This window comes from Novosphingobium sp. BL-S-20 (genome assembly GCF_055521635.1).
The window spans coordinates 300,489-313,956 of the sequence record NZ_CM145494.1; the positions used below are offsets into that span (position 1 = coordinate 300,489).

Consider the following 13,468-nt stretch of genomic DNA (forward strand, 5'->3'; position numbering starts at 1 on the left):
GGGGCAGGCATTGGGTTTTGCCCGCTTCGGCGGTTAACGGTTTGATTTCGTTTCCCGGTCTAAGGGCTGGGGGCAAGAATCCGGGCTTGGTCCGGGGGCAACAGGGAAAGCGAACAGGGTCCGTGACAGCGCATCGCATCGTCTTCGCCAACGAAAAGGGCGGCACCGGCAAGTCCACGACGGCCGTCCACGTCGCCATCGCACTCGCCTATCAGGGCGCAAAGGTCGCCGCGATCGATCTCGATCCGCGCCAGCGCACTTTGTACCGCTATCTGGAAAACCGCGTAGAGACCGAGCGTCGCCGCGAGATCGCGCTGCCCGGCGCCCGTTTCGCGGTCTACGACGGCGAGGATATCGAAGAACTGGACGAACTGGCCGAGGCGATTGCCGAGGGCTACGACTTCCTGATCTTCGACACGCCCGGCCGTGACGATGCCTTCGCCCGCCATGTCGCGGCAACCGCGGACACGCTCGTCACTCCGCTGAACGACAGCTTCATCGACTTCGACCTGATCGGTCAGGTCGAAAGCGAGACGTTCAAGGTGAAGAAGCTCTCGTTCTACGCCGAACTCATGTGGGAAACCCGCAAGAAGCGGGGCCTCAAGACGATCAACGAGGGCCGCCGCGAACTCGACTGGGTGGTGGTGCGCAACCGCGTCCAGCACGTCGAGGCGAAGAACATGCGCCGCCTCGAAGGGGCGCTGCTCGAACTGTCGAAGCGCGTGGGCTTCCGCATTTCCAACGGCCTCTCCGAACGCGTCATCTTCCGCGAGCTGTTCCCCTCGGGCCTGACCCTGCTCGACAAGGGGCACCTCGGCGAACTCGGCACCAGCCATCTCGTCGCGCGGCAGGAACTGCGCCAGTTGGTGGCCGGACTCAACCTGCCGGTGCCCACGGGCCGCGCGGCGGACATGCAGCTCGCCGCAGACGAATGAAGCTGCTCTGGCTCATCGCGCTCGGCTGCATCGCCTGGCGGCTGATCAAGGGGCGCTGGCCGTGGCAGAACAAGCCGCTGCCGGGGCCGTCTTTCGCCGATGTCCATGCCAGCGCGCAGGCACGGGCGCTGCTGGGCGTAGGTGAGGGCGCGGATCGCCGTGAGATTCTCGACGCCCATCGCCGCGTCATCGCCGAAGTTCATCCCGACCGCGGCGGCACCAACGAGAAAGTCCACGAGGCCAATGCCGCGCGTGACCTTCTGCTCGGCAAGCTGGACGGCCAGTAAGCTCTTGGCATGAGTCACAGGTTCGATCCCACGATCCTGCGCGAGTACGATATTCGCGGCGTGGTCGGGCGGGATCTCGGGCCGGAGGATGCTTATGCGCTGGGCCGCTGTTTCGCGAGCGTGGTGCGCCGGGCGGGCGGCAGCAAAGTCGCGGTCGGCTATGACGGGCGACTCAGTTCGCCCGCGCTGGAAGCGGCGCTGGTCGAGGGGCTGACCGCCAGCGGCGCGGATGTCGTGCGGATCGGGCTGGGGCCGACGCCGATGCTCTACTATGCCGAGGCCTCGGGCGAGGATGTCGACGGCGCGATCCAGATCACCGGCAGCCACAATCCCGCCGATCACAACGGCTTCAAGCTGGTGCTGGGCGGGCGCCCGTTCTTTGGCGCGGATATCGTGCGGCTCGGCCAGATGGCGGCGGCGGGGAACTGGAACGAGGGGGCCGGTCGGGTCGAGGCCCGCGACGTGCTGGACGCCTACGTCGCGCGGATCGCCGAGGGCATCACCGGGATTGCGCTCGAGGCGCTGTCCAGCCTGCGCATCGGTTGGGATGCCGGAAACGGCGCTTCCGGCCCGGCGCTGGAGCGGCTGACGGCGCGGCTGCCGGGCGAGCACCATTTGCTGTTTACCGAAGTTGACGGGACGTTTCCGAACCATCACCCGGACCCGACCGAGGAGCAGAACCTCGCGGACCTGAAGGCGCTGGTCGCGGCGGAAAGGCTGGATTTTGGGGTGGCTTTCGACGGTGACGCCGACCGTATCGGCGTCGTCGATGGTCTCGGGCGGGTGATCTGGGGCGACCAGTTGCTCGGCATCTTCGCCGAGGACCTCTTGGCGCGTCTGCCCGGGGCTATCGTAATCGGCGACGTCAAGGCTTCCGGGGCGCTGTTCGACACGGTCGCGCGGCATGGCGGCCAGCCGCTCATGTGGAAAAGCGGCCATTCGCACATGAAGGCCAAGATGCGCGAGACCGGCGCCCCGCTCGCGGGCGAGACGAGCGCGCATATCTTCTTCGCGGACGATTTCTACGGCTTCGACGACGGCCTCTATGCGGCGGTGCGGCTGATGGCGGCGACGGTGCGGCTCGGCCGCTCGGTCACGGAGTTGCGCGGGGCGATGCCGGATATGCTCAACACCCCGGAACTGCGCTTTCAGGTGGCGGAGAGCCGCAAGTTCGCCGCGATCGACGAAGTGCGCGGGCGGCTGGCGGAAGCGGGGTTGCGTTTCGTCGATATCGACGGGGTTCGCGTCACCACGCCCGACGGCTGGTGGCTGCTGCGGGCGTCCAACACGCAGGATGTGCTGGTCGCGCGGGCGGAAAGCGGCACGGAGGCAGGGCTGGAGCGCCTGATCGCCGATATCGACATGCAACTGGCGGCATCAGGCCTGCGACGCGGTCCGCAGGCCGGGCACTAGCGCAGCACCAACCACGCCAGGCCTACCGCCAGCGCACTGGCGACCAGCGGAACCGCTGCCGCCCGGCCTTTGGCCCACCCCGCGACACTCACCACCACGCCCGCTTTGAACAGCGTGTTGAGCGCCACCGGCACCGCCAGCACCAGTCCGGCGGTGCGCGGGTCGAGCGTCTGGCCGGCCAGCCCGCCCATGGTGATGATCGCGGAATCGACATCGATTGTCCCCGAGATCGCCAGCACCAGAGCCAGCCCGCGATCCCCGAAGTTTTGCAGCACCCAGAGCGAAGCCACCGTCAGCACCATGACGAGACCCGCCAGCATCAGCGCCGGGGCTATGTCGAAGGGGTTGCGGATGGTCATTTCGTGGCTGGTGTCGCTTCCTTCGGCAAAGCGGGTGCGGTGCAGATACCAGGCGGCGCAGACAAGGCTGACGGTCAGCCCCGGCGCGACCAGCGTGGCCAGCGTCGGCAGGGCGGCGGGGGCGAGCAGGCCCGCCAGCACCATGACGCGCAGGAACATGACCACGGAGGAGACCGAAACCGCCGAGGCCAGCACCGGCACCGGGATTGCCGCTTCCTTCATGCGGTTGGCGATCGAGGCGGTGACGGCGGTGGAGGACACCAGCGCGCCTGCCGCCGCCGTGGCGATGATCCCGCGCGCTGCTCCGACGATCCGCGTGGCGAAGTAACCTGCGAAGGAAAAGCCCGAGACCAGCACCACGATCAGCCAGAGCTTGCGCGGGTTCCAGGCGTTGTAGGGGCCGAAGTCCCGGTCCGGCAGCAGCGGCAGGATCACCAGCGCGATCAGCGCGAAGCGGGCGATGGACAGCACTTCGCGCTGGCTGAGACGGTCGATCCAGCCGTGAAGCTGCTCGCGCATGGCCAGCAGCAGCACCATGACCACCGCGACCGCCGTGCCGATCAGCCGCTCGCCGATGCCCACCAGCAGCCCGCTGGCCAGTGTGAGCAGGGCGACCACGCCGGAAGTGCCGCTGACGGTCTCGGCCAGCCGGGCATCGCGCCAGTAGCCGGCGATCACCAGCACTCCGACCGCTGCGAGCAACACGGTCGCGGGGCCGGGGGCCGAACCGTAGAGAATGCCCGCAAGGCCGCCGCTCAGGCCCAGAAGCGCGAAAGTGCGGATACCGGCGAAGCGCGAGCCGTCGGCCTTCTCGCGCGCCGCCCAGCCGCGCTGGAGACCGACCAGCAGCCCGAGCGCGAGGCTGACCGCGAGGGCGACGAGATGCTTCAGGTCGAAATCGCTCGGCATCGTCGCTTTCGTTCCCCCTTGAGCACCGGGCGAGCATCCGCGAAGCCGCGCGGTCAGGCAAGTGAAATGCCGCAACCTCCCGGCCAGCTCGGGCTTTCCTGATCTGCGCCAAGATGCTTCAAGCAAGCGGGATGACCGTGCCGAGATCGAGATCATGACAGCCGGGGTAGTGGTTCCGCCAGAACTGGACGCCTGGTTCTCAGGGCGGGGCTGGCGCGTGCGGCGCCACCAGCGGGAGATGCTGGCCGCTTCGGACCGGGGGAACCATGCCCTGCTGGTCGCCGATACCGGGGCGGGCAAGACGCTGGCCGGGTTCCTGCCGACGCTCGCCGCCTTCTGCCCCTCGCGGCTGGCCGAGGCGCCGATGCCAGAGGGGCTGCACACACTCTACGTCTCGCCACTCAAGGCGCTGGCGCACGATGTCCAGCGCAATCTTCTCACGCCGGTCGAGGAGATGGGCCTGCCGATCCGCATCGAGACGCGCAGCGGCGATACCCCCTCGGACCGCAAGGCCCGCCAGCGCGCCCGCCCGCCGCATGTCCTGCTGACGACGCCGGAATCGCTTTCGCTGCTGCTCAGCTATCCCGAGGCACCGACGCTGTTCGCCGGGCTGAAGCGCGTGGTCATCGATGAAATCCATGCTTTCGCCACCGGCAAGCGTGGCGATCTGCTGGCGCTGGCGCTGTCGCGGCTGCAGGCACTGTCGCCCGACCTTCAGCGCGCCGGGCTGTCGGCGACGCTCGCCGATCCCGATGCCTTTCGCGGCTGGCTGGCGCCCTGGGGCGAGATCGACCGGGTGGAGCTGGTGGAAGGGGAGGCAGGCGCCGAGCCGGAAGTCTCCATCCTCCTGCCGCAAGTAGAGCGCATTCCCTGGAGCGGCCACGCCGCGACCTGGGCGATCCCGCAGCTGATCGAGCAGATCAAGGCCCACCGCACCACGCTGATCTTCACCAACACGCGCTTTCTGGCCGAGTACATCTTCCAGGAACTGTGGAACGCCAACGAGGACAACCTGCCTATCGGCATCCACCACGGCTCGCTCTCGAAGGAAGCGCGGCGCAAGGTGGAGGGGGCCATGGCGGAAGGGCGCCTGCGGGCGCTGGTCTGCACCGCCAGCCTCGACCTCGGGGTGGACTGGGGGGATATCGATCTGGTCGTGCAGATGGGGGCGCCCAAGGGTTCCTCGCGACTGCTCCAGCGCATCGGCCGCGCCAATCACCGGCTCGACCAGCCGAGCAAGGCCCTGCTGGTGCCCGGCAACCGCTTCGAGTTCCTGGAGGCTTTCGCGGCGCAGCAGGCGGTCCATGACGGCCAGCGCGACGGCGAGCCGTTCCGTCCCGGCGGGCTGGATGTCCTCGCCCAGCATGTCATGGCGGTGGCCTGCGCCGGGCCGTTTCGGGAAGAAGCGCTGCTGTCCGAAGTGCGGTCCTCGCTCGCCTATGCCTGGGTGGACGAGGGGATTTTCGCGCGGGTTCTCGATTTCGTCGCGACCGGGGGCTACGCGCTGCGCTCCTACGATCGTTTTCGCCGCATCGTCCGCGAGAAGGACGGGACCTGGCGCCTCACCCATCCCGAACATGCGGCGCGGCACCGGCTCAATGCCGGGATCATCGTCGATTCCGAAATGCTCGACGTGAGCTTTCGCAACGGGCGCTCGCTGGGGAAAGTGGAGGAGGGCTTCGGAGCCAGCCTCAAGCCCGGCGATACCTTCCGCTTTGCGGGCATGGACCTCGAAGTCGAGGCGCTGCGCGAACTGGAACTGGTGGTGCGGGCGGCGAAGCGTTCGGCGACCATCCCCAGCTACATGGGTCAGCGCATGCCGATCTCGACTCACTTGGCCGACCGGGTACGCGCGATGCTGTTCGACCGCGCGGGATGGGCGCGTTTCCCCGACGATGTGCGCGAATGGCTGGAAGTGCAGGACTGGCGTTCGCACCTGCCGGCGCCGGGTCGGCTGCTGGTGGAGAGCTTCCCGCATCAGGGGCGGGCCTATACGACCTATTACACCTTCGAGGGCTGGCCCGCGAACCAGTCGCTGGGGATGCTGGTCACGCGGCGCATGGAGGATCGGGGCTTGGGGCCGCTCGGTTTCGTGGCGACCGATTATGCGCTGGTGGTCTGGGGGCTGAAGCCGGTGGAGGACCCCGCGGCGCTGCTCTCGCCCGATATCCTGACCCATGAGTTCGTCGACTGGGTCCAGCAGTCCTATCTGCTGCGCCGGGCTTTCCGCGAAGTGGCGGTGATTTCCGGTCTCGTCGAGCGGCAGCAACCGGGAAAGCGCAAGTCCGGGCGGCAGGTCACGTTCTCCACCGACCTCATCTATGACGTGCTGCGCAAGTACGAACCCGATCACCTGCTGATTGAGGCCGCCTGGGCCGATGCCCGTGCCCGGATGACCGACGTGGCGCGCGTGGCCGACGTGTTAGACCGGGCGGCGAAGGAAGTGGATCATGTCCTGCTGGAGCGGATCAGCCCGCTTTCGGTGCCGGCGATCTCGATGATCGGCCGGGAATCGCTGCCTTCGGGTTCGGCTGACGACGATCTGCTGATCGAGGCGGAAAGCCTGGCCTCGATGGCGATGCGGGTGGATCTGGCCGAATCCGAAATCGAAACCGAGGGAGATTAGGCAACAAAAAAGGGGCGGATCGCTCCGCCCCTTCGTTGGTCCTTGAGAGACCGGTTCCGCTTCCGGCTTACTTGCCAAAGTCGCGGAACTGTTCGTTGCCGACGAAGCCGAACTTCGTGACGTCCGCAGCCTTGATGATCTGCAGCACGCCGGCCGACAGTTCATAGCTGGCCTGCGCTTCCGGCTGGTACTGCAGCTCGGGCTCGGTCGGGTAGGTCAGCGACTGCTTGAGCAGATTCGCCAGACCCGGACCGTCCACTTGCGTGCCGTTCCAGAGGATTTTGTCGTCCGCGGTGAGCACGACCTTGTTACGGATCGGGTCAACCGGCGGGGGAGTGTCCGTCGGAGGGGTTGCAACCGGAAGATCGATGTCGATCGAGTGGGTCGCAACCGGGATGGTGATGATGAACATGATGAGGAGAACGAGCATGACGTCGATCAACGGCGTCGTGTTCATTTCCATCATCGGCTCGCCATTTTCCTTGCCGCCTGACATTGCCATGGAAAGTTACTCCTGTTCCTGCCGACGTCAGGTCGGGTCGACCGGGTTGGTGATGAAACCAACCGTCGGATAGCCCGAGATCTGGACGTTGTAGATCGCACCAGCAACGCAGCGCCACGGGGCGTTGACGTCACCGCGGATGTGGACCTGCGGCACGAGATCGGGGTTGGCCTGAAGGGCCTGCGGACCGCCTTCGCGCTTCACGATGTTGTCGAGGCGCTTGAAAGCCTGATCGCGCAGTTCCTGCGAGGTCACCGGCGTGATGTTGTTGAAGTAGACGCGGCATTCGCCATTGCGCGAAGCGCCGGCGTAACCGGGTTCACCCGCAGCCTTGCCGGCATCGTCGGTGGTCGAGACGGTGAGGAGAAGGTTTTCCACCTTATCCTTCGATTCGACTGCTTCGATGACCGGGATCTTCAGCTTTTCGATCGTCTGGATCGCAACCGGAACCGCGATCAGGAAGATGATCAGAAGCACCAGCATGACGTCGACGAGCGGCGTCGTGTTGATGTCGGACATCGGTGTCTCGGCACCGCCTCCGCCCGAGGATATCGCCATAGTCTTATCCTAATCCTTGCGTTGCCCTGGGCAGGCGGCGGACGCGCATGCTACGCACCGCCGCCTGGTTCCCTGGACGCGCCCTGGCCGCAGAGCGACCGGCGCGCCCTAACTGCTTACGGCTTGGCCGGAGCAGCAGCCGGCTTGGCGGGAGCGGCAGCGGGCTTGGCGGGGGCAGCGGCGACGATGGGCTTCACGGCGCCCTTCGAGTTGATGTTCGCGAGAACGTCAGCCGAGAAGCCGGTCAGGTTTTCGGCGATGCGCTTGTTGCGGCTCTGCAGGTAGTTGTAGGCCAGAACGGCGGGAACGGCGACGATCAGGCCGAGTGCGGTCATGATCAGCGATTCACCGACGGGGCCAGCAACCTTGTCGATCGAGGCCGAACCGGCGATGCCGATGGCGATCAGGGCGCGGTAGATGCCGACCACGGTACCGAACAGACCGATGAACGGTGCGGTCGCGCCGACGGTGGCGAGGAACGGCAGGCCCGAAGCGAGGCGAGCGTTGATCGAGGCTTCCGAGCGGGCAAGCGAAGCGTGCATCCAGTCGTGGGCTTCGAGCGAGTCGGTCATCTTGGCGTGCTGGTCTTCGGCGGCGATGCCGTCGTCGACGAGCTGGCGCCAGGCGCTGTTCTTCTCGAGCTTGGCGGCGCCTTCACGCAGGGTCGGGGCCTTCCAGAACGTCGTGCGGACAGCGTTGTACTGGCGCATGATCTTCGACTGTTCGAACCACTTGGTGAACAGGATGTAGAACGAACCGAACGACATCACGCCCATGATGATCACGGTTGCGTACGAGATGAAGCCACCGGCCTCGAGCGCTTCCATGAAGCCGAACTTGTTCTGCGGCGCAGCTTCGCCCGCGGCGGCAAGGATATCAACGATAAGCATGCGATTTACCTCTCAAGAAGAATGCAGGGACTGTGTCGGGCCAGGGTGTGTGCGGCCCGTGCAGTCTTGAAGTTAGTTGAGCTTGTAGACGATCGCCGTCGACGTGCTGCCCGCGATCGGGTTGCCGGCATCGTCAAGCGCGGGGTTGTAGCGCGCATAACGGGTCATGCCGTCGCAAGCCGCTTCGTCGAGATCGGGGCTACCGCTCGAAGAAGTGACGGAGCAGCTGGTGACCTTGCCGTCGGGACCGATCGCAACGCGTACACCGACGCGGCCTTCACGCTCTTCACGAGCAGCCTTGGTCGGGTAGTTGTTCTGAATGCGGGCTGCCCAACCGGCCTGACCCTTCGGCGAAACGCCGCGAGCCTTGGACGGTCCGGGAGGCGCTGCCGGCGGTGCCGGCGGTGCCGGAGGCGCTGCGGTCGTGATCACCACCGGCGGGGCCGGCGGAGGCGTGATCACCGTCTGCACCGGCGGCGGTGCCGGGGCGATATTGATCGGCGGCGGCGGCGCGACGATCGGAGGCGGCGGGGTGTTTTCCTGCGGCTCCGGCGGCGGCGGCGGCGGCTCTTCCTCCTTCGGTTTCTCTTCCTTGATGTCGACTGTGGTCACCTTCTTGATGACCTGTTGCGCAGCCTGGTAGGCCAGGCCCGTGACGAGCGCATAGCCTACAAAGACGTGGATCAGCGCAACAATGACAAGCGCGGTAATCTTGTTACCGCTCATTTGCTGGTCAGCGTAAGCCATTCAAACGCATCACTCCATTACCAAGCCCCGGACCGTGCCGAAGCCGGAACTAGTCCAAGGGCGTCCATGGTCCTCCCCGAAAGGCGAGGTCCATGACGAAACTTCAAATTACCCACCCTGACGGCTGACAGTCAGCCCATCCGTAAATTTTTGACGGGAGGCGAACCGTGGGGCTTTTTTGTTTTTTGGCCCCAATTTGCGAGTTTCCTTAACCCGACAGTTGCATGTGTGCAACGCCTTATCGGTACGTCAACCGTTAACGGCCAATTCACCGCGGATAAGTTCCAATCGCAAAAGGGGGATTTTGTGGCCGGCCCCCAAGCCGCTATAGGCTGGCCTTTTTCCACGGAGAGTGTCCCCGATGTCATCCAAGCTGCACAGACTTGTCGCGAATCTGGCGGGAGTTGCGCTGGCCGTGCAGGCGTTTCCGGCGCTCGCTCAAGGGGTAAATCCTGGTAGCGCTAACGGACTCAGTGCCGGAATCGATTCGGGGCCGACCTTTGCCGATATCGCCGACCTTTCCGAATCGGCAGGTCTCGTGGTGAAGGCCCAGATTCGCAAGATGGTGCGGGTGGAGGATGCCCGCGCGCCGGGCCTCGCCCAGGGCATGGCCCGCTTCTACATCACCGCGCAGACCCAGGCGCTGATTGCGGGCAAGGCGCCGATCGGCGAATCGTTCGTCTATCTGGTGGACCTGCCGCTGGATGCCAAGGGCAAGGCGCCCAAGCTCAAGAAGCAGGATGTGCTGCTCTTCGCTCGCGCCGTTCCCGGCCGTCCGGGCGAGCTTCAGCTGGTGACGCCCACCGCGCAGCAGCTCTGGAGCGAGCAGGCCGAGGGCCGCGTGCGGGGCATCCTGAAATCGCTGCTTTCCGGCAATGCCCCGGTCAAGATCACCGGCGTGCGTGAACTGATGTTCGTGCCGGGGAACCTTGCCGGACAGGGCGAGACGCAGATCTTCCTCAATACGAAGGATGGTTCCGCCGCCTCGATCACGGTGCACCACGAACCCGGCGCGGCGCCGGCCTGGGGCGTCTCGTTCTCCGAACTCGTGGCGGATATCGGCAATCCGCCGCAGCCCGAGACGGTCGAGTGGTATCGCCTAGCCTGCTTCCTGCCGAACACGCCGCCGCAGGGCAGTAATGTCGCCGAAGGGGTTGCCGAGCGCCGTCAGGCCGCATCCGATTACCGCATGGTTCTGGGCGAGCTGGGCGAATGCCGCCGCACGCTCGGTCAGGGCGCGAAAACGGCCGGTTGAAGTTTCGGGGCAGGAACGGCGCGAAGGTACTGGAATTTCACCGTGGGCTCCCCTAGGGCCCGAACCCGAAAGGGTAGTCCATGGTTGAACCGCTGAATATTGCGCTGGCCGGTCTCGGCACCGTCGGAACGGGCGTCGTCCGTCTTATCGAGACCAATGCCGAACTCATTGCCCGCCGGGCGCGCCGCCCGATCCGCATTGCCGCGGTCAGCGCGCGCGACCGCACCAAGGATCGCGGCGTCGACCTTTCCCGCTACGACTGGGAGGACGATCCCGCCGCCCTCGCTGCCCGCAGCGATGTGGACGTGGTGGTGGAGATGGTCGGCGGATCGGACGGCCCGGCGCTGGCGTTGGCGCGCGGCGCCATCGGCCAGGGCAAGGGATTGGTCACCGCCAACAAGGCGATGATCGCGCACCATGGCCTGGAACTCGCTTCGGCCGCCGAGAAGGCAGGCGTCGCGCTCAAGTTCGAGGCCGCCGTCGCGGGCGGTATCCCGGTCATCAAGGGGCTGAGCGAAGGCGCTGCCGCCAATGCCATCGAGCGGGTCTACGGCATCCTCAACGGCACCTGCAATTACATCCTCTCGACCATGGAAGACACCGGGCGCGACTTTGGCGACGTGCTCGCCGAGGCGCAGCGCCTGGGCTATGCCGAAGCCGACCCGACCTTCGACGTCGAGGGTATCGATGCCGGGCACAAGCTCTCGATCCTGGCGGCGATCGCCTTCGGTTCGCGTCTGCGCTTCGACGCGGTGGAGACCACCGGCATCTCGCGGGTCAAGGCTGCCGATATCGAGCAGGCCCGCTCGCTCGGCTATGTCATCCGCCTGCTGGGCATGAGCGAGATCGACCGCGCGGACGGCACTGCCCGTCTGTTCCAGCGGGTCCATCCGCATCTCGTGCCGTTCGACCACCCGCTCGCCCATGTCGACGGCGCGACCAATGCCGTCGTCGCCGAGGGCAATTTCATGGGCCGCCTGCTGTTCCAGGGCGCGGGCGCGGGTGACGGACCGACCGCCAGCGCGGTCGTGGCCGACATCATCGACATCGCGCGCGGCGAGAAAGGCGCGGCTTTCTCGATGCCGGAGCAGGAACTGGAAGCGATGGAACCGGCGGAGACCGGGCACCGCCGCGGCCGCAGCTATATCCGCTTCACCGTGCCGGACCGTCCGGGCGTGCTGGCCGACATCACCGCCGCCATGCGCGATGCGGGCGTGTCGATTGCCAGCATGATCCAGAAGGGTGAGGACGCGAAGACCGGCGAAGTAATCCTGGCCATCGTCACCCACGAAGGTCCGGAATCGGCGGTGACCGAAGCGCTCCGCATCCTCGACGGGTCGGACAGCCTCGCGGCCCAGCCGCTGGTGATGCAGATCATCGAAGGCTGAGGGAACAGCGGGGTTGATGGAAGACGGGCGCGGCGACGCGCCCGTTTTTCCTCAGTGCGCCCGCATCTCGCCCTTGGCGATCTTGTCGGCGTCGGAACCGGCGGGCGCTTCCGGAATGGATTTCAGATCGATCAGGTAGGGTTTTTCGACTTTACCGAAGCTGGCGGTCGCCTTGCCCTTGAAGATGCCGTTTCCGGCGACGTCCGGCGGCGTCAGCCTGCCGTCGTTGAGCGCCTGATCCGACAGCGGGTCTTCCTGCGAGGTGGACTGGACGCGGTACTTGTCCTGATCCGGCGCGCAGACGACGATATCGCCCGGACGGGCGGCGCGGCTTTCGCGCAGGCACTTCTGGCGCGCCGGTTCGGCAGTGACCCGGCCGGTCCCGAACATGCGCTGGGCGATGGCCCGGTCCTCCTCGGAAACCGAGCTGCCTGCGGCCGTCGCCGCCGCGGAACCGGAGGCTCCCGAGGACGTCCCTCTAGAGGCTTGGGCAATCGCCGGAGCGGGCAGGAATAATGCGATTGCGAACAGTATCCGCCGTCTTCTCGACAATTGAAAATCCTCTGTCTAAGTCGCTCCCAGAACCTTTCCTCCTCGGATTAATCCGGAGTGAACATGCCTGAAAACAAGACGCCTGCAAGTAAAGTTCTCGACCGGGTACTGGTCCTCGAAATGGTCCGCGTTACCGAGGCGGCGGCCATCGCCGCCTCGCGCCTAGTGGGGCGCGGCGACGAGAAGGCAGCCGACCATGCCGCAGTCGAGGCAATGCGCAAGGCCTTTGACACGCTTTACATGGACGGCACCGTCGTGATCGGCGAGGGCGAGCGGGACGAGGCGCCGATGCTGTTCATCGGCGAGAAGGTCGGTGGCGCGCCGGGCACCGGGCCGAAGATCGACATCGCGCTCGATCCGCTGGAAGGCACCACGATCACCGCCAAGGCCGGTCCGAACGCGCTCGCCGTGCTTGCCGCCGCCGAGGAGGGCTGCCTGCTCAACGCGCCCGATGTCTATATGGAGAAGCTGGCCGTGGGGCCGGGCTATCCCGAGGGCGTGATCGACCTCAACAGGACCGCGACCGAGAATGTCGCTGCGGTCGCCGCTGCGAAGGGCGTGAAACCGGACGAGATCATCGTCTGCGTGCTCGACCGTCCGCGCCATGCCGACCTGATCGAGGAACTGCGCGAGATCGGCTGCGGCATCCACCTGATCCCCGACGGCGACGTGGCGGGGGTGATCGCGGTGACCGACGAGGACACCACGATCGACATCTACATGGGTTCGGGCGGCGCGCCGGAAGGCGTGCTGGCGGCAGCGGCACTGCGCTGTGTCGGCGGCCAGATCCAGGGCCGCCTGCTGTTCCGCAACGAGGACGAGCGCAGCCGCGCCCGCAAGTGGGGCATCAAGGACCTCGACAAGATCTACACCCTGAGCGATCTCGCCAAGGGCGATTGCATCTTCGCCGCCACCGGCGTGACCGACGGCTCGCTGCTCTCGGGCGTGAAGTGGCTCAAGGGCGGCAAGATGACCACCGAGAGCGTCGTCATGCGCGCCAGCTCCGGCACCGTGCGCTGGATCAAGGGCGAGCATCGGGGGCGGTGA

At 66.3% G+C, this 13,468-nt stretch carries 13 protein-coding genes; 7 read left to right on the forward strand and 6 right to left on the reverse strand.

The window, feature by feature from the left end:
• Window positions 1–122 precede the first annotated feature (122 nt).
• The 3 genes from ACZ1II_RS09060 to pgmG are packed head-to-tail and all read left to right on the forward strand — an operon-like array spanning window position 123 to window position 2,635.
• Window positions 123–935: a division plane positioning ATPase MipZ gene (locus tag ACZ1II_RS09060; protein WP_465146127.1), complete on the forward strand. Its 813-nt coding sequence runs from the start codon at window positions 123–125 to the stop codon at window positions 933–935.
• Window positions 932–1,222 carry a J domain-containing protein gene (locus ACZ1II_RS09065; RefSeq protein WP_465146128.1) on the forward strand — a complete coding sequence of 97 codons (291 nt, stop codon included), beginning with the start codon at window positions 932–934 and terminating at the stop codon, window positions 1,220–1,222. The genes ACZ1II_RS09060 and ACZ1II_RS09065 overlap by 4 nt, the downstream gene beginning before the upstream one ends.
• A gap of 9 nt (window positions 1,223–1,231) precedes the next feature.
• Window positions 1,232–2,635, forward strand: a complete 1,404-nt coding sequence (pgmG, locus tag ACZ1II_RS09070) for a phosphoglucomutase/phosphomannomutase PgmG (protein WP_465146129.1) — start codon at window positions 1,232–1,234, stop codon at window positions 2,633–2,635.
• Here the strand turns inward: pgmG and ACZ1II_RS09075 are convergent.
• Window positions 2,632–3,903 (reverse strand): MgtC/SapB family protein, encoded by a 1,272-nt coding sequence (locus ACZ1II_RS09075; RefSeq protein WP_465146130.1) that lies wholly within the window; start codon window positions 3,901–3,903, stop codon window positions 2,632–2,634. The two genes, pgmG and ACZ1II_RS09075, sit on opposite strands and share 4 nt — an antisense overlap.
• Window positions 3,904–4,057: 154 nt before the next feature.
• Here ACZ1II_RS09075 and ACZ1II_RS09080 point away from each other — a divergent pair, with 154 nt between their 5' ends.
• Complete coding sequence (locus ACZ1II_RS09080) at window positions 4,058–6,529, forward strand: ligase-associated DNA damage response DEXH box helicase (RefSeq protein ID WP_465146131.1); 2,472 nt, start codon at window positions 4,058–4,060, stop codon at window positions 6,527–6,529.
• Window positions 6,530–6,596: 67 nt separating this feature from the next.
• Here the strand turns inward: ACZ1II_RS09080 and ACZ1II_RS09085 are convergent, their stop codons facing one another.
• The 4 genes from ACZ1II_RS09085 to ACZ1II_RS09100 all read right to left on the reverse strand — a co-directional run bounded on the left by ACZ1II_RS09085 (window position 6,597) and on the right by ACZ1II_RS09100 (window position 9,226).
• Entirely contained in the window at window positions 6,597–7,031 is a 435-nt protein-coding gene (locus ACZ1II_RS09085) for an ExbD/TolR family protein (protein WP_147216472.1), read from the reverse strand.
• A gap of 27 nt (window positions 7,032–7,058) precedes the next feature.
• Window positions 7,059–7,589 carry an ExbD/TolR family protein gene (locus ACZ1II_RS09090; RefSeq protein WP_465146132.1) on the reverse strand — a complete coding sequence of 177 codons (531 nt, stop codon included), beginning with the start codon at window positions 7,587–7,589 and terminating at the stop codon, window positions 7,059–7,061.
• Window positions 7,590–7,705: 116 nt separating this feature from the next.
• The gene (locus ACZ1II_RS09095) at window positions 7,706–8,479 is read right to left on the reverse strand and encodes a MotA/TolQ/ExbB proton channel family protein (RefSeq protein WP_465146133.1); all 774 of its coding nucleotides are present in this window, start codon (window positions 8,477–8,479) and stop codon (window positions 7,706–7,708) included.
• 72 nt (window positions 8,480–8,551) lie between these two features.
• Window positions 8,552–9,226: a TonB family protein gene (locus tag ACZ1II_RS09100; protein WP_054442167.1), complete on the reverse strand. Its 675-nt coding sequence runs from the start codon at window positions 9,224–9,226 to the stop codon at window positions 8,552–8,554.
• A 361-nt stretch (window positions 9,227–9,587) separates the two neighbouring features.
• Between ACZ1II_RS09100 and ACZ1II_RS09105 the strand changes: the two genes are divergently transcribed.
• Together ACZ1II_RS09105 and ACZ1II_RS09110 are read left to right on the forward strand one after the other, a co-directional pair.
• Window positions 9,588–10,481: a hypothetical protein gene (locus ACZ1II_RS09105; protein ID WP_465146134.1), complete on the forward strand. Its 894-nt coding sequence runs from the start codon at window positions 9,588–9,590 to the stop codon at window positions 10,479–10,481.
• Window positions 10,482–10,561: 80 nt separating this feature from the next.
• The gene (locus ACZ1II_RS09110) at window positions 10,562–11,869 is read left to right on the forward strand and encodes a homoserine dehydrogenase (RefSeq protein WP_465146135.1); all 1,308 of its coding nucleotides are present in this window, start codon (window positions 10,562–10,564) and stop codon (window positions 11,867–11,869) included.
• 51 nt (window positions 11,870–11,920) lie between these two features.
• Here ACZ1II_RS09110 and ACZ1II_RS09115 read toward each other — a convergent pair whose 3' ends face one another.
• Window positions 11,921–12,259 carry a hypothetical protein gene (locus ACZ1II_RS09115; protein ID WP_465146136.1) on the reverse strand — a complete coding sequence of 113 codons (339 nt, stop codon included), beginning with the start codon at window positions 12,257–12,259 and terminating at the stop codon, window positions 11,921–11,923.
• Window positions 12,260–12,484: 225 nt separating this feature from the next.
• Between ACZ1II_RS09115 and glpX the strand changes: the two genes are divergently transcribed.
• Window positions 12,485–13,468: a class II fructose-bisphosphatase gene (gene glpX, locus ACZ1II_RS09120; RefSeq protein ID WP_465146137.1), complete on the forward strand. Its 984-nt coding sequence runs from the start codon at window positions 12,485–12,487 to the stop codon at window positions 13,466–13,468.